This window comes from Streptomyces sp. NPDC046915 (assembly GCF_040644935.1).
In the GTDB taxonomy this organism is placed as follows: Bacteria; Actinomycetota; Actinomycetes; order Streptomycetales; family Streptomycetaceae; genus Streptomyces.
Genome location: NZ_JBEYXB010000011.1, coordinates 1 through 19,546 on the forward strand (window position 1 = coordinate 1; position 19,546 = coordinate 19,546).

A 19,546-nucleotide genomic window follows, 5' to 3' on the forward strand; every position below is an offset into this window, starting at 1 on the left:
GCCGCCCGCGCGCTGGAGGAGTTCCAGGTCGAGGGCATGGCCACCGCCATCCCCTTCCACCGCGCGGTGGTCACCGACCCGGCCTTCGCCCCCGAGCTGACCGGCTCCGGCGAGCCCTTCCAGGTCCACACCCGCTGGATCGAGACCGAGTTCGTCAACGAGATCAAGCCCTTCACCGCTCCGGCCGACGCCGAGGCGGAGGAGGAGACCGGCCGCGAGACGGTCGTCGTCGAGGTGGGCGGCAAGCGGCTGGAGGTCTCCCTGCCGTCGTCGCTGGGCATGTCGCTGGCCCGCACCGGCCTGGCCGCGGGTGCCAAGCCCAAGCGCCGCGCGGCGAAGAAGTCCGGCCCGGTCGCCTCCGGCGACACCCTCGCCTCCCCGATGCAGGGCACGATCGTGAAGGTCGCCGTCGAGGAGGGCCAGGAGGTCAACGAGGGCGACCTGATCGTCGTACTCGAAGCCATGAAGATGGAGCAGCCCCTCAACGCCCACAAGGCCGGCACCATCAAGGGCCTCAGCGCGGAGATCGGCGCGTCCATCAGCTCCGGCGCGGCCATCTGCGAGATCAAGGACTGATCTGCCGGCAGGTGTACGGGACACAAGGCGCCCGGCGGACGAACAGCTCGTCCGCCGGGCGCCTCGCCGTTTCCGGCCCGATGGCATCCTGGAGGCGAGTCGGGGCGCGAGAGAGGACAGGTGGAGGGCAGGTGGAGGCCATGGGGGGCACGACCGCCGAGGAGACCGCACGGGACGGGGACACGGCGGCGGCGCCCGTCGTCCCGCGGGCCATGCGGGCGGACGCCCGGCGGAACCACGAGCGGCTGCTCGCCGAGGCCCGCGCCGCGTTCGCCGCGCACGGCACCGACGCCTCCCTGGAGGACGTGGCCCGTCGCGCGGGCGTCGGCATCGGCACGCTGTACCGGCACTTCCCGAACCGGAACGCACTGATGAGCGCGGTCTTCGAGGACGCGGTGAGCGAACTCCTCACCCGCGCCCGCGAGCTCCTCGACTCCCCCGAGCCCTGCTCCGCGCTGGTGACATGGCTGCGCGAGATGGTCACGCACGCCGGTGAGTACCGCGGCCTGGCGCGGGCGCTGATGTCGGTGACCGCCGAGCCCTCCTCCGCGCTGGCCCGGTGCAGCACCCCGATCCGCGAGGCGGGCGGCGCGCTGCTGGCGCGCGCTCAGGAGTCGGGCGCCGTCCGGACCGACGTCTCCATCGGCGACCTCCTCCAGCTGACCCACGCCATCGCCCTCGCGGCCGAGGAGTCCCCGGCCGACCCCGACTTGGCGGACCGACTGCTACGACTGACCCTCAGGGGCCTGAAGGGCTAGGAAGCAGTCAGCGGCGGCGCATGTCCGCGACTCGGGGGCGGTCGGGGGCCGTGGGCTGTTCGGCGCCCAGGACGCTGGCCGAGCGGAGTCCTGGGCCGGGGACCTGGCTGCGGCGGGGGCCGGGGAGGGGGACGTCCCGGCGCTGCTGGCGCGCCGGGACCTGGTCACCCCCCGGGCTTCCCGACGCCCCGGCCACGGCGATCTGCACCCCCTGGTCGGCGAGGGCCTGGAGTTCGGTGGCGGCACGGTCGTCGTGGCCGGGAGGCTCGTCGGTGACCAGACGGGTGATGAGGTCCGTGGGGACCGTCTGGAACATCGTGTCCGTGCCCAGCTTGGTGTGGTCGGCGAGGACCACGACCTCCGCGGCCGCCTGCACCAGCGCGCGGTCGACGGACGCCGACAGCATGTTGGACGTGGACAGCCCGCGCTCGGCGGTCAGACCGCTTCCGGAGAGGAAGGCCTTGGAGACTCTGAGCCCCTGGAGGGACTGCTCGGCACCGGAGCCCACCAGGGCGTAGTTGGAGCCCCGCAGGGTCCCCCCGGTCATCACGACCTCCACGCGGTTGGCGTGCGCCAGCGCCTGGGCGACGAGCAGGGAGTTGGTGACGACGGTCAGGCCGGGCACCCGGGCGAGCCGACGGGCCAGCTCCTGCGTGGTGGTCCCCGCCCCCACCACGATGGCTTCGCCCTCTTCGACGAGGCCCGCCGCGAGGTCGGCGATGGCCGTCTTCTCGGCGGTCGCGAGATGGGATTTCTGCGGAAAGCCGGACTCCCGCGTGAACCCGCCCGGCAGTACCGCACCGCCGTGCCGGCGGTCGAGGAGTCCTTCTGCCTCCAGTGCCCGCACGTCCCGTCGTACGGTCACTTCGGAGGTCTGGACGACACGGGCGAGCTCACGGAGCGACACGGCCCCATTCGCTCGCACCATTTCGAGGATCAATTGGCGACGTTCTGCAGCGAACACGAAACTGACAGTAACGCGGGCGACCGTCTGCTTTCAGCAGTTTGCGCCGAATAGCAGAAGTTGTTCGCACAGTAGGGTCGGAAGTGGTATAGGACCTATCCGTCCCGCCTATGCCGCACGCATGGTCGACAACTCCCCGTGACCAGCGGGTACTTGGATCCGGCCGTCAGACCTCGACACCCGTCTTACGAGTGTGCAACTGCCGTGCCACTTCGGCGATCGAGCCCGAAAGGGACGGGTACACGGTGAAGGCGTTCGCGATCTGTTCGACCGTCAGATTGTTGTCGACGGCGATCGAGATGGGGTGGATGAGTTCCGAGGCGCGCGGCGCCACGACCACACCACCGACGACGATTCCGGTGCCCGGACGGCAGAAGATCTTGACGAAGCCGTCGCGGATGCCCTGCATCTTCGCGCGCGGGTTGCGCAGCAGCGGCAGCTTCACGACCCGCGCGTCGATCTTGCCCGCGTCGACGTCGGCCTGGCTGTAGCCGACGGTGGCGATCTCGGGGTCGGTGAACACGTTCGAGGAGACCGTCTTGAGGTTCAGCGGGGTCACCGCGTCGCCCAGGAAGTGGTACATGGCGATACGTCCCTGCATCGCGGCGACGGAGGCGAGGGCGAAGACACCGGTGACGTCTCCGGCCGCGTACACGCCGGGCGCGCTGGTCCGGGACACCCGGTCGGTCCAGATGTGCCCGGAGTCGCGCAGCCGCACGCCCGCCTCCTCCAGACCGAGGCCCGCGCTGTTGGGTATCGCGCCGACGGCCATGAGGCAGTGCGAGCCGGTGATGACGCGGCCGTCGGCGAGGGTGACCTCGACCCGGTCGCCGACGCGCTTGGCGGACTGGGCGCGGGAGCGGGCCATGACGTTCATGCCCCGGCGGCGGAAGACGTCCTCGAGGACGGCGGCGGCGTCCGGGTCCTCGCCGGGCAGCACGCGGTCGCGGGAGGAGACGAGGGTGACCTTGGAGCCGAGGGCCTGGTAGGCGCCGGCGAACTCGGCACCCGTGACACCGGAGCCGACCACGATGAGCTCTTCGGGAAGCTCGTCGAGGTCGTAGACCTGGGTCCAGTTGAGGATGCGCTCGCCGTCGGGCTGGGCGTCGGGCAGCTCGCGCGGGTGACCACCGGTGGCGATGAGGACGGCGTCGGCGACGAGCGTCTCCTCGGTGCCGTCGGCGGCGCGCACGACGACCTTCCGGGAGCCGTCGAGGGCCTGCATGCCCTCCAGCCGGCCGCGGCCGCGCAGGACCCGGGCGCCGGCCCGCGTGACGGAGGCGGTGATGTCGTGCGACTGGGCGAGGGCGAGCCGCTTCACACGGCGGTTGACCTTCCCCAGGTCGACCCCGACCACCCGGGCCGCCTGCTCCAGCGGCGGGGTGTCGTCCGCGACGATGATGCCCAGCTCCTCGTACGACGAGTCGAAGGTGGTCATCACCTCGGCCGTCGCGATGAGCGTCTTCGACGGCACGCAGTCGGTCAGCACCGACGCCCCGCCCAGACCGTCGCAGTCGACGACGGTCACCTCCGCGCCGAGCTGCGCGGCCACCAGCGCCGCTTCATATCCGCCGGGTCCGCCACCGATGATCACGATCCGAGTCACGTACTCCATTGTCCCGCACGCCTCGATGTGCTTCCGCCCGGGGGCGCCGGCCCACCCTTCAGAGGTTACTGCCGGGATGGCGGGGGTGGGAGTTCCCGCTGCCGTACCCTCGACCCATGTCGTCGCTCTACGCCGCGTACGCCGGCAATCTCGACGCACGGCTGATGTCCCGCCGCGCCCCGCACTCGCCGCTGCGCGCCACCGGCTGGCTGAACGGGTGGCGGCTGACCTTCGGCGGCGAGCAACTGGGCTGGGAGGGCGCGCTCGCGACGCTCGTCGAGGACCCCGTCTCGCAGGTCTTCGTCGCGCTGTACGACATCGCGCCGATGGACGAGGAGTCCATGGACCGCTGGGAGGGCGTCGGCCTCGGCATCTACCGGCGGATGCGGGTACGGGTGCACACGCTGGACGGCTCGGAGCCGGCCTGGGTGTACGTGCTGAACGGGTACGAGGGCGGGCTGCCGTCGGCGCGCTACCTCGGCGAGCTCGCGGACGCGGCGGAGTCGGCGGGGGCGCCCCACGATTACGTGATGGAGCTGCGGAAACGGCCCTGCTGAGGCGGTTGGGCTCTAAAATTGGGCCGATCGAAGCAGGAACGGGAGGGCGCCATGGCCCCCATCGCCCAGTACGACGTGTACTACACCGAGCAGGCCGCCGCGGCCCGCGACCGGCTCGACGACCAGCAGCGCATCGCGTTCGACAAGGGCATCGCGCTCCTGGCCCGTGATCCCTTCCTCCCGGTGTCCCGCCCCATAAGCTCCACCGGGGACGACCGCACGATCCGGCTCACCCAGAACGTCATGGTGGAGTACACGGTCAGCCGCGGCCGGCTGCTGATCTTCATCGTCGAGGTCTTCAACGACAAGGACGTCCTCATCCCGGGCGAGGGCTGACCGGGCATCGCCGCCGTGGCTCGTCGGAAACGACAAGACAACGATCGCATTCCCGTGAGCTCCGTCATCTACGCGCGTAGGCCCGGACCGGCTACGCTCGTCCGCGTGAACGCATCTCTTCTTCCGGACGACATCCAGGGCGACCCGTACGCCGCCGCCGACACGGCTGCCGCCCGCCTGCGCGAGCTCACCGGCGCCGAGACCCACGACGTCGCCCTCGTGATGGGCTCCGGCTGGGCACCGGCCGTCGACGCCCTGGGGGCTCCCGCCGCCGAGTTCCAGGTCACCGAGCTGCCCGGGTTCCCGGCGCCGGCCGTCGAGGGCCACGGGGGCAAGGTCCGCTCGTACGTCATCGGCGACAAGCGCGCGCTGGTCTTCCTGGGACGTACGCACTACTACGAGGGCCGCGGTGTCGCCGCCGTGGCGCACGGCGTGCGTACGGCGGTGGCCGCGGGCTGCAAGACCATGGTGCTCACCAACGGATGCGGGGGTCTGCGCGAGGGCATGCGACCCGGGCAGCCGGTGCTGATCAGCGACCACATCAACCTGACGGCGACCTCGCCGATCGTCGGGGCGAACTTCGTGGACCTGACCGATCTGTACTCGCCGCGGCTGCGGGCGCTGTGCAAGGAGATCGACTCCTCGCTGGAGGAGGGCGTCTACGCGCAGTTCCCCGGCCCGCACTACGAGACGCCGGCCGAGATCCGGATGGCCCGGGTGATCGGAGCGGACCTCGTGGGCATGTCCACGGTGCTGGAGGCCATCGCGGCGCGGGAGGCCGGGGCGGAGGTGCTCGGGATCTCCCTGGTGACGAACCTCGCCGCCGGCATGACCGGGGAGCCGCTGAACCACGAGGAGGTCCTCCAGGCGGGGCGGGACTCGGCGGCGCGGATGGGAACGTTGCTCGCGCGCGTGCTGGGCCGGCTGTAAGGCGCGGCCGAGCCGGCTCGCGGGCCGGGGCTCACCCCGGGGCTCCGCCCCGGACCCCGGCGGGGACTGCGTCCCCTGCACCCCGTGGGCATCTTCAGTCCAGGTCGGTATTACTCAGCCCGTCCGGCGCTTGAGGACGAGGCCCGTTCAGGACCGACGCGGGGGTCTGGGGGCGGCAGCCGCCGGCGACCGGCACGAGCAAGCAGCAACACCAACGAGAGGTTGACCCGACGTGCACGACGATCTCATCGCACGGGCCAAGGCGTGGCTGGCCGAGGACCCCGACGTGGAGACCCGTGAGGAACTCGCCGCGCTGATCGACGCCGGGAACGTCGAGGAGCTCGCCGCACGGTTCAGCGGGACGCTCCAGTTCGGTACCGCGGGGCTGCGGGGCGAGCTGGGCGCGGGGCCGATGCGGATGAACCGGGCCGTGGTCGTCCGGGCCGCCGCCGGACTCGCGGCATATCTGAGGAAGAAGGGTCAGGGCGACGGAACAGTCGTCGTCGGCTACGACGCCCGGTACAAGTCGGCGGACTTCGCCCGGGACACCGCCGCCGTGATGACGGGCGCGGGCCTGCGCGCGGTCGTGCTGCCCCGGCCGCTGCCGACGCCCGTCCTGGCCTTCGCCGTCCGGCACCTCGGCGCGGTCGCCGGCGTGGAGGTCACGGCGAGCCACAACCCGCCCCGGGACAACGGCTACAAGGTGTACCTGGGCGACGGTTCCCAGATCGTGCCGCCCGCCGACGCGGAGATCGCGGCGGAGATCGACGCGATCGTCTCGCTCGACGACGTGCCCCGCCCGGAGTCCGGCTGGGAGACCCTGGACGACTCCGTCCTCGACGCCTACCTCGCCCGTACCGACGCCGTCCTGGCCGAGGGCTCCCCCCGTACCGCCCGTGCCGTCTACACGGCGATGCACGGCGTCGGCAAGGACGTGCTGCTGGCCGCGTTCGCGCGGGCCGGTTTCCCGGAGCCCGTGCTGGTCGCCGAGCAGGCCGAGCCGGACCCGGACTTCCCGACCGTGGCCTTCCCGAACCCGGAGGAGCCGGGCGCGATGGACCTGGCCTTCGCGACGGCCCGGCAGGCGGAGCCCGATCTCGTCATCGCCAACGACCCGGACGCCGACCGCTGTGCCGTGGCCGTCCCGGACGGCGGCGACTGGCGCATGCTGCGCGGCGACGAGGTCGGCGCCCTGCTCGCCGCCCACCTCGTCCGGCGCGGGGCGACCGGCACCTTCGCCGAGTCCATCGTGTCGTCCTCCCTGCTCGGGCGGATCGCCGAGAAGGCGGGCCTGCCGTACGAGGAGACCCTCACCGGCTTCAAGTGGATCGCCCGCGCGGAGGGGCTGCGCTACGGCTACGAGGAGGCCCTCGGCTACTGCGTCGACCCGGACGGCGTACGCGACAAGGACGGCATCACCGCCGCGCTCCTGATCACCGAGCTGGCGTCCGAGCTGAAGGAGGAGGGCCGCACCCTCCTCGACCTCCTCGACGACCTCGCCGTGGAGCACGGTCTGCACGCCACCGACCAGCTCTCGGTGCGGGTGCAGGACCTGTCGGTCATCTCCGACGCCATGCGGCGCCTGCGCGAGCAGCCGCCGACCGAGCTGGCCGGGCTCGCCATCACCAGGGCCGAGGACCTCACCCGGGGGACCGACAGGCTGCCGCCCACCGACGGCCTGCGCTACACCCTCCAGGGCGCCCGGGTCATCGTGCGGCCCAGCGGCACCGAGCCGAAGCTGAAGTGCTACCTGGAGGTCGTCGTGCCGGTCGCCACGCACGCCGGGCTCCCGGCCCTGCGCGCCCGCGCCGCCGAACTCCTCTCGGCAGTCAAGCGCGACCTCTCGGCGGCCGCCGGCATCTGAGCCGTCGGGGTGGCCCGGGTGCCCGCTTCTTCGCCTGGACCACCCCGACTGGATGCCTGGTATATCCCGGCATGACCACGCGGTGAAAACGGCAGCAATCCGGTGAAAGCACCTCAGGATCCCTGTCGAGCCGCATAAGGGCTACCTAAGGTGGGCCGGGCAACACCAGGACTACCTATGGGGAAAAGCGTGCACATACGCACCACCATGAAGAAGGCATGCGCGGTCTCGCTGGCCACTGCCGCTGTCACTGGATTTGCAGTAGTAACGGCCCCGGCGGCATCGGCGAACCCGATTCCGCCGACGCCGAGTCCGTGTGCGCCATCGCACCGCAAGTACCACATCATGAACAACCACACCGGCGGCATGGAGGGCACCGTGGCGATGAACATCACCGCCTGCTCCTCCGGCGACACCACCTCGTGGAGCGAGGCCATCACCGAGTCCGACGCCGGCGACAAGGTCGGCGTGTTCGGCGCGGAGGTGAAGACGTCGGGCCCTGACACCGTGTCGCTGGGCCCGAATCAGCGCGTGATGTCCACGCGGATCGATCTCAAGCAGTGCCTGCCCATACCCGTCGACGTGGTGAGCGACGCGTGCGGCGACTGGGCGTCGTGGCAGGTCCAGCACACCATGACCAAGACCCCGGACGGCAACGTCACGTATCAGGAACAGATCACACCGCTGAGCGTGAACGGCCGCGACCCGGACACCTGGCCCCAGAACACCTGGCGCATCGACGCCGAGTAGTACTGGGCAGTACAGCCGTTCGCGTCCGGCAGAGCCTGGGCGGCACCACCGGCACGTCGCACGGTGGTGCCGCCCACCGCTCCGTCCCGTCGCCCGCGGGGGCGGGTCCGCTCAGCCCGTCGCGAGCAGGATCGCCAGCAGGACCGCCCCGGCCACCGCCGGTGCCGCGATCTCGTACGCCCAGCGGACCGTGACCTCGCCCTGTGCCGTCTCCGCCTGCTCGCGGCCCTCCTGGAGCGCGCGCAGGTCGTCCATGATCTGGTCGGTCTCGGCCCGGGTCGGGCGGTCCGGCACGGTGGAGCCGCCCAGGCCGCCGAAGCCTGGGCCGCCGCGGCCCGGCATTCCGGGTCCACGGCCCGTGCGCGTGTCCGTCCCGGCGGCGCGGGCCTGCTGCCGGGTGGCCTTCTTGCGGGCGCGCAGCGAGACGGGGACGGCCCACAGCTGGAACTTGGCGCCGGACTTGGCGACGACCTCGTTGGAGTAGCCGGAGCGCAGGGTGGCGACCTGGCCCCAGGGCAGCGTGATCACCCGGAAGGGGTTGCGCACGCGCAGCCGGTCGTCGTTCACGAAGACCGCCGGGCGCAGGGTGAAGGCGATCACCAGGGGGACGACGAGGATGAGCCCGGCGAGCGCCAGCCACGGGGTACGGCCGTCCCCCTTGATCAGCGCGTCGATGCCGAGCCACCCGACGAGGGCGAGCAGCACGACACCGCCCGCGATCGCCATCGGAGAGCGGAAGATCCGGTCCTTGGCGGCGGGCACCGGGGGCTGCGGCGCGGGTGACTGGTCGTGCGGGGTCGTCATGGTCCCGATTCTGCCCGACGCCGCCGGCAGTGCTCGTACGAGGTGCCCGTAAGAGGTGCTCGTGCGGGGTGCTCGCCCGCGGCGGAGCGGCATGCGACGGCACCCGGGGGTGTACAGCCGCTACGCGCGTAGATATGCTCGGCTGGTGACCATGCCCAGTACTGCACCCGCTGCATCCGCTGTTCTCGCTGACGTCACCGCGTCCGACAGCACGCTGCGCCGCTTCCTCCACGGGCTGCCCGGCGTCGACGCGGTAGGCCTGGAGGCGCGCGCCGCCTCGCTCGGCACCCGTTCCATCAAGACCACCGCGAAGGCGTACGCCATCGACCTCGCCATCTCGATGGTCGACCTGACCACGCTGGAAGGCGCGGACACCCCGGGCAAGGTCCGGGCGCTCGGCGCCAAGGCCGTGCACCCCGACCCGACCGACCGTACGACCCCCGCGACCGCGGCCGTCTGTGTCTATCCCGACATGGTGACCGCCGCGAAGGAGGCCGTCGCCGGCTCGGGCGTGAAGGTCGCCTCGGTCGCCACCGCCTTCCCGGCCGGCCGCGCCGCGCTCGACGTGAAGCTGGCCGACGTCCGCGAGGCCGTGCTCGCCGGCGCCGACGAGATCGACATGGTCATCGACCGCGGGGCGTTCCTCGCGGGCAGGTACCTGAAGGTGTACGACGAGATCGTCGCGGTGAAGGAGGCCTGCGGGACCTCCGCCCGGCTGAAGGTGATCTTCGAGACCGGCGAGCTGTCGACGTACGACAACATCCGGCGCGCGAGCTGGCTCGGCATGCTGGCGGGCGCCGACTTCATCAAGACCTCCACCGGCAAGGTCGCGGTGAACGCCACGCCCGCCAACACCCTGCTCATGCTGGAGGCCGTGCGGGACTTCCGCGCGCAGACCGGGGTACAGGTCGGTGTGAAGCCGGCCGGCGGCATCCGGACCACCAAGGACGCGATCAAGTTCCTCGTCCTGGTCAACGAGACCGCCGGCGAGGACTGGCTGGACAACCACTGGTTCCGCTTCGGCGCCTCCTCGCTCCTGAACGACCTGCTGATGCAGCGTCAGAAGCTGGCCACCGGCCGCTACTCCGGCCCCGACTACGTGACGGTGGACTGATCCATCATGGCTTTTGAGTACGCACCCGCCCCCGAGTCCCGCGCGATCGTCGACATCGCGCCCTCGTACGGCCTCTTCATCGACGGCGAGTTCACCGAGTCGGCCGACGGCAAGGTCTTCAAGACGGTCAGCCCGTCCACCGAGGAAGTTCTCTCCGAGGTCGCGCAGGCCGGTTCCGAGGACGTCGACCGTGCGGTGAAGGCCGCCCGCAAGGCCTTCGAGAAGTGGTCGGCGCTGCCCGGCTCGGAGCGCGCCAAGTACCTGTTCCGCATCGCCCGCATCATCCAGGAGCGCAGCCGTGAGCTGGCCGTCCTGGAGACGCTGGACAACGGCAAGCCCATCAAGGAGACCCGCGACGCCGACCTGCCCCTGGTCGCCGCGCACTTCTTCTACTACGCGGGCTGGGCGGACAAGCTGGAGCACGCGGGCTTCGGGGCCACCCCCAGGCCGCTGGGCGTCGCCGGCCAGGTCATCCCGTGGAACTTCCCGCTGCTGATGCTGGCGTGGAAGATCGCCCCGGCGCTGGCGACCGGCAACACGGTCGTCCTGAAGCCGGCGGAGACCACGCCCCTCTCGGCGCTGTTCTTCGCGGACATCTGCCGCCAGGCGGGCCTGCCGAAGGGCGTCGTCAACATCCTTCCGGGGTACGGCGACGCGGGCGCCGCGCTCGTCGCGCACCCGGACGTGAACAAGGTCGCCTTCACCGGCTCCACCGCCGTCGGCAAGGAGATCGCCCGCACGGTCGCCGGCACCCGCAAGAAGCTCACCCTGGAGCTGGGCGGCAAGGGCGCCAACATCGTCTTCGACGACGCCCCGATCGACCAGGCCGTCGAGGGAATCGTCACCGGCATCTTCTTCAACCAGGGCCAGGTCTGCTGCGCGGGCTCGCGCCTGCTGGTCCAGGAGTCGATCCGCGACGAGCTCCTCGACTCCCTCAAGCGCAGGCTGTCCACCCTCCGCCTGGGCGACCCGCTCGACAAGAACACCGACATCGGCGCGATCAACTCCGCCGAGCAGCTGGCCCGGATCACCACGCTCGCCGACCAGGGCGAGGCGGAGGGCGCCGAGCGCTGGTCGCCCGCCTGTGAACTGCCCACCGCCGGTTACTGGTTCGCGCCGACGCTCTTCACGAACGTCACCCAGGCGCACACCATCGCCCGCGACGAGATCTTCGGCCCGGTGCTGTCGGTGCTGACCTTCCGCACCCCGGACGAGGCGGTCGCGAAGGCGAACAACACGCAGTACGGCCTGTCGGCGGGCATCTGGACCGAGAAGGGCTCGCGGATCCTGGCCGTCGCGAACAAGCTGCGCGCCGGTGTCGTCTGGTCCAACACGTTCAACAAGTTCGACCCGACCTCGCCGTTCGGCGGCTACAAGGAGTCGGGCTTCGGCCGCGAGGGCGGCCGCCACGGCCTGGAGGCGTACCTCGATGTCTGACAAGTCCGAGCAGCAGCGTCTGAGCGTCTTCAAGACCTACAAGCTGTACGTCGGCGGGAAGTTCCCGCGTTCCGAGAGCGGCCGGGTGTACGAGGTGACCGACGCAAAGGGCAAGTGGCTGGCCAACGCTCCCCTCTCCTCCCGCAAGGACGCCCGTGACGCGGTGGTCGCCGCGCGCAAGGCGTTCGGTGCCTGGTCGGGCGCCACGGCGTACAACCGCGGGCAGGTCCTCTACCGCGTCGCGGAGATGCTGGAGGGCCGCCGGGAGCAGTTCGTCCGGGAGGTGGCCGAGGCCGAGGGCCTGTCGAAGCCGAAGGCCGCCGCGGTCGTGGACGCGACCGTCGACCGCTGGGTCTGGTACGCGGGCTGGACCGACAAGATCGCCCAGGTGACCGGCGGCGGGAACCCGGTCGCGGGCCCGTTCTTCAACATCTCCTCGCCCGAGCCGACGGGCGTGGTGGCGGTGCTGGCCCCGCAGGAGTCGTCCTTCCTCGGCCTGGTCTCCGTCGTCGCCCCGGTGATCGCGACCGGCAACACGGCGGTCGTCGTGGCCTCCGAGAAGGTTCCGCTGCCCGCGCTGTCCCTGGGCGAGGTGCTGGCCACCTCCGACGTGCCCGGTGGCGTGGTCAACGTCCTGTCCGGCCGTACGGCGGAGATCGCGGCGCCGCTGGCCGCGCACCAGGACGTCAACGCGATCGACCTCGCGGGCGCCGACGAGGCGCTGGCGAAGGAGCTGGAGATCGCGGCGGCGGACAACCTCAAGCGCGTCCTTCGTCCACAGCCTGTGGACGACTGGTCGGCGGCTCCGGGCCTCGACCGCATGACGGCCTTCCTGGAGACCAAGACCGTCTGGCACCCGACGGGGTCGCTCGGCGCGTCCGGCTCGTCCTACTGACGGCCCGGCCGGCCCAGACGGGAGCCGCGCTTCCCCTCCGTCCGGGGGAGGCGCGGCTCTCCTTCGTGCGGGGCGTCGGACGCGCGGGAGTCGGACGCGCGGGAACCGGCGGCACGGGAACCGGCGGCACGGGAACCGGCGGCACGGGCGTCAGAGGCGCGGGCGTCAGCCCTTTCCACCGCCCGGCGTCCCCACCACCTGCCGGACCACCGGCACCGAACCGACCGAATGCGCATCCGTCACCGGCCCGGTCAGCGCCTTCGAGCTCATCGGCCGGAAGTCGGCGACCTGGGTGCCGACGGCGTTGTCCAGCGGGTCGGAACCGGTGCCCGCGAGGGGGTTGGGCTTGAGGCTCGCGACCGAACCGGTGGTGTAGGACACCGAGTCGCCCACCGCTTGCGCGCCCGCCTGCGGATCCAGGTCGCTGAGCGACAGCGGGCCGTGCGCGCCCTCGACGGAGACGGGGTCCGCGGACGCCGTCGCCGCACCCGCGCCCAGGGCCGCTCCGGCGGCCGCGAGGACGGTCAGGGCGCGCCGCGCCGCGAGGTTGTGGGGGGACGCGTGTCGTGCCATTGCTGGTGCCACCTTCTGATGCGCAGGGTAATGCGGTCGACACGAAGGGTAGTTGAGGTGTGACACGCGCTCCAAAGCCGACCCGCGGGGTCGGCAGCGGGCCCACCATGCGTCAAACTGGTGTTCCGTGAGCATTCATCCTCCGTCCCCCGCCCGCGTCGTGCTGCTGTGCGGCCCTTCGGGCTCGGGCAAGTCACTCGTCGCCGCCCGTTCCGGGCTCCCTGTCCTGCGCCTCGACGACTTCTACAAGGAGGGCGACGACCCGACGCTGCCACTGGTGGACGGGAGTTCGGACATCGACTGGGACCATCCGCTGTCGTGGGACGCGGACGTCGCGGTCGAGGCCATCACCCGGCTGTGCGCCACGAGGTCGACACCCGTACCGGTGTACGACATCTCGCTGAGCGCCCGTACCGGCGAGGAGACGCTGAGCATCGGCCGTACCCCGCTGTTCATCGCGGAGGGCATCTTCGCCGCCGAGATCGTCGAGCGCTGCCGTGAGCTCGGGGTGCTGGCGGACGCGCTCTGCCTGACCCGCGGGCCGGTCACCACCTTCCGGCGGCGCTTCCTGCGGGACCTGAAGGAGGGCCGCAAGTCGGTGCCGTTCCTGCTGCGCCGCGGCTGGCGGCTGATGCGGGCGGAGCGCACGATCGTCGCCCGTCAGGTCTCACTGGGCGCCCACGGCTGCGACCGGGACGAGGCGCTGGGCCGGCTGGCGGCCGCGGCGGCGGGACGGCAGCCCCGGGCCCGTACGGCGGCCTGACCCGAGGTCGTACGCGCGAGAACCCGGCACAAGAACCGGCACAAGAACACGCACAAAAGAAGCGGGACTGGACGGACCCCCCCGGCCCTCCAGTCCCGCCACTCCGTCCACGTCCCCCGTGACGGAGTTCCCCGCTGTTTCCCCCGATCCCCCGTGCTTTCCCCTTTTCCCCTCGTGCTTCCCCCGTGTTCCCCCCAGGTGGGACTCCCCCGTCCCACCCGACCTTCAGGCGACCAGCTCCCCGAAGGCGTATTCCTCGTCACGGCCGAAGCTGAGGACCTCGTCCTCGCGCAGCCGGCGGAGCGACCGCCAGATGCTGGACTTCACCGTGCCGACACTGATGTCGAGGATCTCCGCGATCTCCGGGTCCGTGCGGCCCTCGTAGTAGCGCAGGACCAGCATGGTGCGCTGGAGTTCGGGCAGCCGGGACAGCGCCTGCCACAGGACCGCGCGCAGTTCGGTGCCGCGCATCGCGTCCGTGTCGCCGGGCGTCTCCGGCAGTTCCTCGGTCGGGTACTCGTTGAGCTTGCGGCGCCGCCAGGCGCTGATGTGCAGGTTGGTCATGGTGCGGCGGAGGTATCCGCCGACCGCCGCCTTGTCACTGATCCGGTCCCACGCCTTGTACGTCGAGAACAGCGCGCTCTGGAGCAGGTCCTCGGCCTCGTAGCGGTCACCGGTGAGGTGGTAGGCGGTGGCGTACAGGGAGGCGCGGCGCTCCTGGACGTAGGCGGTGAACTCCACCTCCGTCAGCGAGCGGCGCTCCCCCGAGGCCTCCCCGTACGCGGCTCCCCCGTGCGATTCCCCCGTGTGACCGTCAACGACCGACATGTAGACCGGGTGCTGACGCCCGGTGCCGCGAGCGCACCCCCGCCCGCTCACGGCACCGGACTTCTCGGAACCCCGGTGCACGTCGTGCAGACGCGTGATCACTGCGCTGGTGGTGGTGCCGTGCAGCGTGTTCATCTCGCGCCCCCCGTCGTGGACTTCCGGTGTTCGTCTCGCTCAGGCCGGTGTTCCTTGCCTGTGCCGAAAAGCTTGCCGACGGGACTTCATGGCCATGTCCGCCGACTGTCACAGACCTGTCACAGGGGTCGGCCACACCGCTGTCACACAGTGCACACAGGTGGTGGCGTTACGAGCCGGTCCGGGGCCTCTGATCACCGGAAGTGGGGTCACCACGGCCCACAGGTCGTCCGAGAGGCTCTCCATGGGCCAGAATGAGCCCGTGCCTTCCCTGTTGCTGATCGAGGACGACGACGCCATCCGTACGGCCCTGGAGCTGTCTCTTACGCGCCAGGGCCACCGGGTTGCCACCGCTGCCACCGGCGAGGACGGGCTGAAGCTGCTCCGTGAGCAGCGGCCGGACCTGATCGTGCTGGACGTGATGCTGCCCGGCATCGACGGGTTCGAGGTGTGCCGGCGCATCCGGCGCACGGACCAGCTGCCGATCATCCTGCTGACCGCCCGCAACGACGACATCGACGTGGTGGTCGGGCTGGAGTCGGGAGCGGACGACTATGTCGTCAAGCCCGTGCAGGGGCGGGTCCTCGACGCCCGGATCCGGGCCGTGCTGCGGCGCGGGGAGCGGGAGTCCAGCGACTCCGCGACGTTCGGCAGCCTCGTCATCGACCGTTCCGCGATGACCGTGACGAAGAACGGCGAGGACCTCCAGCTGACGCCGACCGAGCTGAGGCTGCTGCTGGAGCTGAGCCGGCGGCCCGGACAGGCGCTGTCCCGGCAGCAGCTGCTGCGGCTGGTGTGGGAGCACGACTACCTCGGTGACTCCCGGCTGGTGGACGCGTGCGTCCAGCGGCTGCGCGCCAAGGTCGAGGACGTGCCGTCGTCCCCCACGCTCATCCGTACCGTGCGCGGTGTCGGCTACCGGCTGGACAACCCTCAGTGACCGACGCGCAAGGGGGCTTCCGCGGCTGGTCCGCGGGTCGTAAGGGAGCTGTGTCGCGGCTGCGCTTCACCAGTCTGCGGCTGCGGCTGGTCGTGGTCTTCGGGCTGGTCGCCCTCACCGCCGCGGTGTCGGCGTCGGGCATCGCGTACTGGCTGAACCGGGAGGCGGTGCTGACCCGCGCCCAGGACGCGGTGCTGCGCGACTTCCAGCAGGAGATGCAGAACCGGGCCGGTGCGCTGCCCGCGCCCGCCACCCAGGACGAACTGCAACGCACCGCCGGTCAGATGGCGGCCAGCAGCCAGCGCTTCAGCGTGCTGCTGGTCGCGGCGGACGCGAACGGCAAGACCGTGTACGGCAACTCCGGCGGCCTGAACGGCTTCGCGCTGGAGGACGTGCCGCGCTCGCTGCGGGCCGCGGTGAACAAGCAGCAGAAGGTGGCCGACGGCAGCAAGTCGCCGTACCACCTGTACTGGCAGCGGGTCGTCGACCACGGCACCCCGTATCTGGTGGCCGGGACGAAGGTGATCGGCGGCGGACCGACCGGGTACATGGTCAAGTCGCTGGAGCCGGAGGCCAAGGACCTCAACTCGCTCGCCTGGTCGCTGGGCATCGCCACCGGGCTGGCGCTGATCGGCGCGGCGCTGCTCGCGCAGGCCGCCGCGACGACCGTGCTGAAGCCGGTGCACCGCCTGGGCGTGGCCGCCCGCCGGCTCGGCGAGGGCAGGCTGGACACCCGGCTGAGGGTCTCCGGTACCGACGAACTCGCCGATCTGTCCCGGACGTTCAACAATGCCGCGGAGGCGCTGGAGAAGCGGGTCGCGGACATGGCCGCGCGGGACGACGCGTCCCGGCGGTTCGTGGCCGACATGTCGCACGAGCTGCGTACGCCGCTGACCGCCATCACCGCCGTGACGGACGTGCTGGAGGAGGAGCTGGAGGCGGAGTCCGGGAGCATGGATCCGATGATCGAGCCCGCGGTGCGGCTGGTGGTGAGCGAGACCCGGCGGCTGAACGACCTCGTCGAGAACCTGATGGAGGTCACCCGCTTCGACGCGGGGACCGCCCGCCTCGTCCTGGACGACGTCGACATCGCCGACCAGATCACCGCCTGCATCGACGCCCGTGCCTGGCTGGACGCCGTCGAGCTGGACGCCGAGCGCGGCATCCACTGCCGGCTCGACCCGCGCCGCCTGGACGTCATCCTCGCCAACCTGATCGGCAACGCGCTCAAGCACGGCGGCTCGCCGGTGCGGGTCTCGGTGCGCATCGACGGCGACGACCTGGTCGTCGCGGTGCGCGACCACGGGCCCGGCATCCCCGAGGACGTCCTGCCGCACGTCTTCGACCGCTTCTACAAGGCCAGCGCCTCGCGGCCGCGTTCCGAGGGCAGCGGGCTGGGCCTGTCCATCGCGATGGAGAACGCCAACATCCACGGCGGCGGGATCACCGCCGCCAACTCGCCCGAGGGCGGCGCCGTGTTCACGATGCGGCTGCCGAAGGACGCCTCGGCGCTGACGGAGGAGAGCGAAGCCAAGGCCGATGGTTCCAAGGAGGGGGCGTCATGAACGTACGACGCCTGCTGGCGCTCCCGGCGCTCGCCGCGCTGCTCACGGGCTGCGGGATCCGGGCCACCCAGGTGCCGACGGACTTCGGCGCGGCGCCCTCCCGGGTGCCCTGCTCGCTCGCCCAGCCGGACCTCACCACGCAGTCCTCGCACGGGGTGCCCGTGCAGGTCTTCCTGCTGTGCGGTTCGTCGCTGGTCACCGTGGACCGGTCGGTGCGCGTCCCGGACGGCACCGCGGACGCCAAGCGGCGGGTGATCGTGGCCCAGGCACTCCTGGACCAGCTCGCCCAGTCACCGTCCGCGAGCGAGAAGGACGCCGGCTACACGACGTACGTGCGCGGCGGCATGACCGTGGGCGGGCCGCGCCCGAAGGACCCCGAGGACGCGCTGCGCCTGAGCACCGCTCCCGGCCGGCTCACCGCGTACGCCCTCGCGCAGATCGTGTGCACGCTCTCCGACTCGGCGGCGGCCGAGGGGGACGGTTCGGTGATCCTGGGCGGTCCGGACCGCGAGCCGCTGCGCCGCTACGAGTGCACCGACGACGTACGCTCCGAGCCGGGCACCGCGAAGCCGCCGTCCAGCGAGGTCACGGCGAGCTGACCAGTACTCCGGCAGGCAACGTTCGGCCGTCGAGGAGCGGCGTTCGGTGCGTGCTCCGGGGGTCCCCTCCCCGGCCGGAGCGTGCCGGGCGTCGCGACAGGGCGGACGTTGCCTGCCGGGGCACTGGGTTACGGCGAGCTGACGGGGCGGTCGACACGAGGTGTGGCGAAAGCCGCACGCACGTACGCCTGCCGGATCCGGAACCGATCGTGCACGCGGGCGCGTCTAGGGGGGCGTGCAGCGTCAAGGCTCCATCGGCGGCAGCGCCGCGATCCGCGTCCGTGTGACAGGGGGTACTCTCCTGGTCGCACACCTCGCGCTCGTCGCCTGGCTCATGCTGCGACCGCTGGACGTCCCCTGGGTGATGCCCGCCAACCTGCACCCGCTGGCCGGGATCCGGGCCGACCTGGCGCTGGGCTGGCCCGAGGCGGCCCGCCGGATCGGTGAGGGCCTCGCGCTGCTGGCCCCGCTGGGTGTGCTGCTGCCGATGGCGCACGGCAGGCTCGCCGTCTCCCCGCTCGCCTCCCTGATCCGTACGGCCACCACCGGCGCCCTGGTCTCCACGGGCATCGCGCTGCTCCAGACGGGCGTGCCCGGCCGGGTCGTCGACGTGGACTCGCTGCTGCTGAACACCGCCGGTGTGGTCCTGGCCCATCTGGCCCTCGTCCCGGCGGGCCGGTCCTGGCTGCGCCGCAGGGGCGAGCGCGTCCGGCGTACGGCGGCTCCGCAGGAGGAGACCTCTCAGGGTCGGACCCCGACGATTCCCAGGGTCGGCATCGCACCGTAGAGCGACGCTTCGTCCCCTTCGTCTCCGTACCGTGGATGTCAGATGAGGCAGCCGCACCGGCCGCCTCCGCCGACGCTCACGAAGGAGCCGACCATGACCGCCCTTGCCCGCCCCACCAACGGCCGCATGATCGGCGGAGTGTGCGCAGCGCTGGCGCGGCGCTTCGGCACCTCCGCGACGACGATGCGGGTGATCTTCCTGCTGTCCTGTCTGCTGCCCGGTCCGCAGTTCCTGCTCTACATAGCGCTGTGGATCCTGCTGCCCTCGGAGGACAAGGCGCGCACGGCCTGGTAGTCCCACTGCCGCGATACACCGCTGGGGCGCGCCCGGTACGTGACGGGCGCGCCCCAGCGGCGGGCGTGGCGGCTCGGTCAGCCGAGCGGGAGGCCCTTGAGCAGCGGCAGACCACCGAGCAGCTTGCCGACCGGCGAGGTCGGACCCTGCCGCATCGCCTGCTCGGCGGCCGGCTGGGCGGCGGCGGCGCCCGCCACGGCCGCGGGCCGGGTCTGGGCGATCGTCGATCCGGTACCCGGCAGCGCCTTGTCGACGGTCTCGGCCGGCACCGTCTTGGAGACCTGGTCCAGCGCCTGGGCGGTGTTCGGGACGGACGGGGCCGCGTTGGCCGTGCCCGCGCCGACGGCGGCGATGGCGACGCCGACGGCGGCGACTCCGAGGGTCTTGGCAGCAGACTGCTTCATGGTGGATGCGTCCTAAAGTGGATTACGGGAACTGAGCGGTCCACGACCGTAAACACGCCAGGCCAGC

At 71.6% G+C, this 19,546-nt stretch carries 22 protein-coding genes; 16 read left to right on the forward strand and 6 right to left on the reverse strand.

All coding sequences use genetic code 11. From position 1 onward, the window contains the following. Both ABZ915_RS27045 and ABZ915_RS27050 read left to right on the forward strand, forming a co-directional pair. The coding region (locus ABZ915_RS27045; protein ID WP_361808344.1) for a biotin/lipoyl-containing protein at positions 1–576 on the forward strand (576 nt) is incomplete at its 5' end. Positions 577–788: 212 nt separating this feature from the next. Beyond that, positions 789–1,334: a TetR/AcrR family transcriptional regulator gene (locus ABZ915_RS27050; protein WP_361809070.1), complete on the forward strand. Its 546-nt coding sequence runs from the start codon at positions 789–791 to the stop codon at positions 1,332–1,334. Between the two features lie 7 nt (positions 1,335–1,341). Here the strand turns inward: ABZ915_RS27050 and ABZ915_RS27055 are convergent, their stop codons facing one another. Further along, positions 1,342–2,274: a DeoR/GlpR family DNA-binding transcription regulator gene (locus ABZ915_RS27055; RefSeq protein ID WP_361809073.1), complete on the reverse strand. Its 933-nt coding sequence runs from the start codon at positions 2,272–2,274 to the stop codon at positions 1,342–1,344. Between the two features lie 190 nt (positions 2,275–2,464). After that, positions 2,465–3,913, reverse strand: coding sequence for an NAD(P)H-quinone dehydrogenase (locus ABZ915_RS27060; protein WP_361808347.1), 1,449 nt, complete (start codon positions 3,911–3,913; stop codon positions 2,465–2,467). Between the two features lie 107 nt (positions 3,914–4,020). Between ABZ915_RS27060 and ABZ915_RS27065 the strand changes: the two genes are divergently transcribed. The 5 genes from ABZ915_RS27065 to ABZ915_RS27085 all read left to right on the forward strand — a co-directional run bounded on the left by ABZ915_RS27065 (position 4,021) and on the right by ABZ915_RS27085 (position 8,341). Next, complete coding sequence (locus ABZ915_RS27065; RefSeq protein WP_361808350.1) at positions 4,021–4,461, forward strand: gamma-glutamylcyclotransferase; 441 nt, start codon at positions 4,021–4,023, stop codon at positions 4,459–4,461. A 51-nt stretch (positions 4,462–4,512) separates the two neighbouring features. Beyond that, positions 4,513–4,797, forward strand: a complete 285-nt coding sequence (locus tag ABZ915_RS27070; RefSeq protein WP_361808353.1) for a hypothetical protein — start codon at positions 4,513–4,515, stop codon at positions 4,795–4,797. Between the two features lie 105 nt (positions 4,798–4,902). Further along, the gene (locus ABZ915_RS27075; protein ID WP_361808356.1) at positions 4,903–5,727 is read left to right on the forward strand and encodes a purine-nucleoside phosphorylase; all 825 of its coding nucleotides are present in this window, start codon (positions 4,903–4,905) and stop codon (positions 5,725–5,727) included. Between the two features lie 232 nt (positions 5,728–5,959). Further along, on the forward strand, positions 5,960–7,591 hold the full coding sequence (locus ABZ915_RS27080; protein WP_361808359.1) for a phospho-sugar mutase: 1,632 nt from the start codon (positions 5,960–5,962) through the stop codon (positions 7,589–7,591). A gap of 345 nt (positions 7,592–7,936) precedes the next feature. Then, positions 7,937–8,341, forward strand: a complete 405-nt coding sequence (locus ABZ915_RS27085; protein WP_361808362.1) for a hypothetical protein — start codon at positions 7,937–7,939, stop codon at positions 8,339–8,341. A 111-nt stretch (positions 8,342–8,452) separates the two neighbouring features. Here ABZ915_RS27085 and ABZ915_RS27090 read toward each other — a convergent pair whose 3' ends face one another. After that, a complete protein-coding gene (locus ABZ915_RS27090) occupies positions 8,453–9,145 on the reverse strand; it encodes a PH domain-containing protein (RefSeq protein WP_361808365.1) in 693 nt (230 codons plus the stop codon). Positions 9,146–9,296: 151 nt separating this feature from the next. Between ABZ915_RS27090 and deoC the strand changes: the two genes are divergently transcribed. The 3 genes from deoC to ABZ915_RS27105 are packed head-to-tail and all read left to right on the forward strand — an operon-like array spanning position 9,297 to position 12,591. Next, positions 9,297–10,259 carry a deoxyribose-phosphate aldolase gene (gene deoC, locus ABZ915_RS27095; protein WP_361808367.1) on the forward strand — a complete coding sequence of 321 codons (963 nt, stop codon included), beginning with the start codon at positions 9,297–9,299 and terminating at the stop codon, positions 10,257–10,259. Between the two features lie 6 nt (positions 10,260–10,265). Continuing rightward, on the forward strand, positions 10,266–11,696 hold the full coding sequence (locus ABZ915_RS27100) for an aldehyde dehydrogenase family protein (protein ID WP_361808370.1): 1,431 nt from the start codon (positions 10,266–10,268) through the stop codon (positions 11,694–11,696). Beyond that, the gene (locus tag ABZ915_RS27105; protein ID WP_361808373.1) at positions 11,689–12,591 is read left to right on the forward strand and encodes an aldehyde dehydrogenase family protein; all 903 of its coding nucleotides are present in this window, start codon (positions 11,689–11,691) and stop codon (positions 12,589–12,591) included. The genes ABZ915_RS27100 and ABZ915_RS27105 overlap by 8 nt, the downstream gene beginning before the upstream one ends. Positions 12,592–12,756: 165 nt before the next feature. On the opposite strand, the gene ABZ915_RS27110 is transcribed toward ABZ915_RS27105, so the two are convergent. After that, entirely contained in the window at positions 12,757–13,164 is a 408-nt protein-coding gene (locus tag ABZ915_RS27110) for a hypothetical protein (protein WP_361808376.1), read from the reverse strand. A gap of 160 nt (positions 13,165–13,324) precedes the next feature. Here ABZ915_RS27110 and ABZ915_RS27115 point away from each other — a divergent pair, with 160 nt between their 5' ends. Further along, entirely contained in the window at positions 13,325–13,927 is a 603-nt protein-coding gene (locus tag ABZ915_RS27115; RefSeq protein WP_361809076.1) for a uridine kinase, read from the forward strand. A 225-nt stretch (positions 13,928–14,152) separates the two neighbouring features. Here ABZ915_RS27115 and ABZ915_RS27120 read toward each other — a convergent pair whose 3' ends face one another. Further along, complete coding sequence (locus ABZ915_RS27120) at positions 14,153–14,890, reverse strand: SigE family RNA polymerase sigma factor (protein ID WP_361808379.1); 738 nt, start codon at positions 14,888–14,890, stop codon at positions 14,153–14,155. 262 nt (positions 14,891–15,152) lie between these two features. On the opposite strand from ABZ915_RS27120, the gene afsQ1 reads away from it, so the two are divergent. The 5 genes from afsQ1 (at position 15,153) to ABZ915_RS27145 (ending at position 19,075) form a co-directional block, all read left to right on the forward strand. Further along, positions 15,153–15,830: a two-component system response regulator AfsQ1 gene (gene afsQ1, locus ABZ915_RS27125; protein ID WP_361447381.1), complete on the forward strand. Its 678-nt coding sequence runs from the start codon at positions 15,153–15,155 to the stop codon at positions 15,828–15,830. Beyond that, on the forward strand, positions 15,827–17,395 hold the full coding sequence (locus ABZ915_RS27130) for a HAMP domain-containing sensor histidine kinase (protein WP_361808382.1): 1,569 nt from the start codon (positions 15,827–15,829) through the stop codon (positions 17,393–17,395). Before afsQ1 ends, ABZ915_RS27130 begins: the two co-directional genes overlap by 4 nt. Next, positions 17,392–17,994, forward strand: a complete 603-nt coding sequence (locus ABZ915_RS27135) for a hypothetical protein (protein ID WP_361808385.1) — start codon at positions 17,392–17,394, stop codon at positions 17,992–17,994. The genes ABZ915_RS27130 and ABZ915_RS27135 overlap by 4 nt, the downstream gene beginning before the upstream one ends. Before the next feature lie 235 nt (positions 17,995–18,229). Then, complete coding sequence (locus ABZ915_RS27140; RefSeq protein WP_361808388.1) at positions 18,230–18,781, forward strand: VanZ family protein; 552 nt, start codon at positions 18,230–18,232, stop codon at positions 18,779–18,781. 93 nt (positions 18,782–18,874) lie between these two features. Then, the gene (locus ABZ915_RS27145) at positions 18,875–19,075 is read left to right on the forward strand and encodes a PspC domain-containing protein (protein ID WP_132856267.1); all 201 of its coding nucleotides are present in this window, start codon (positions 18,875–18,877) and stop codon (positions 19,073–19,075) included. Positions 19,076–19,152: 77 nt separating this feature from the next. Here ABZ915_RS27145 and ABZ915_RS27150 read toward each other — a convergent pair whose 3' ends face one another. Then, positions 19,153–19,479 (reverse strand): ATP-binding protein, encoded by a 327-nt coding sequence (locus ABZ915_RS27150; RefSeq protein WP_361808392.1) that lies wholly within the window; start codon positions 19,477–19,479, stop codon positions 19,153–19,155. Positions 19,480–19,546: the final 67 nt, after the last annotated feature.

Bases quoted from the DNA above. Each gene is read 5' to 3' on its own strand.
- ABZ915_RS27050 (WP_361809070.1), top strand. From the start codon at position 789: ATGCGGGCGGACGCCCGGCGGAACCACGAGCGGCTGCTCGCCGAGGCC.
- ABZ915_RS27060 (WP_361808347.1), bottom strand. From the start codon at position 3,913: ATGGAGTACGTGACTCGGATCGTGATCATCGGTGGCGGACCCGGCGGA.
- ABZ915_RS27065 (WP_361808350.1), top strand. From the start codon at position 4,021: ATGTCGTCGCTCTACGCCGCGTACGCCGGCAATCTCGACGCACGGCTG.
- ABZ915_RS27070 (WP_361808353.1), top strand. From the start codon at position 4,513: ATGGCCCCCATCGCCCAGTACGACGTGTACTACACCGAGCAGGCCGCC.
- ABZ915_RS27085 (WP_361808362.1), top strand. From the start codon at position 7,937: ATGAACAACCACACCGGCGGCATGGAGGGCACCGTGGCGATGAACATC.
- ABZ915_RS27090 (WP_361808365.1), bottom strand. From the start codon at position 9,145: ATGACGACCCCGCACGACCAGTCACCCGCGCCGCAGCCCCCGGTGCCC.
- deoC (WP_361808367.1), top strand. From the start codon at position 9,297: ATGCCCAGTACTGCACCCGCTGCATCCGCTGTTCTCGCTGACGTCACC.
- ABZ915_RS27100 (WP_361808370.1), top strand. From the start codon at position 10,266: ATGGCTTTTGAGTACGCACCCGCCCCCGAGTCCCGCGCGATCGTCGAC.
- ABZ915_RS27105 (WP_361808373.1), top strand. From the start codon at position 11,689: ATGTCTGACAAGTCCGAGCAGCAGCGTCTGAGCGTCTTCAAGACCTAC.
- ABZ915_RS27110 (WP_361808376.1), bottom strand. From the start codon at position 13,164: ATGGCACGACACGCGTCCCCCCACAACCTCGCGGCGCGGCGCGCCCTG.
- ABZ915_RS27120 (WP_361808379.1), bottom strand. From the start codon at position 14,890: ATGAACACGCTGCACGGCACCACCACCAGCGCAGTGATCACGCGTCTG.
- ABZ915_RS27135 (WP_361808385.1), top strand. From the start codon at position 17,392: ATGAACGTACGACGCCTGCTGGCGCTCCCGGCGCTCGCCGCGCTGCTC.
- ABZ915_RS27145 (WP_132856267.1), top strand. From the start codon at position 18,875: ATGACCGCCCTTGCCCGCCCCACCAACGGCCGCATGATCGGCGGAGTG.
- ABZ915_RS27150 (WP_361808392.1), bottom strand. From the start codon at position 19,479: ATGAAGCAGTCTGCTGCCAAGACCCTCGGAGTCGCCGCCGTCGGCGTC.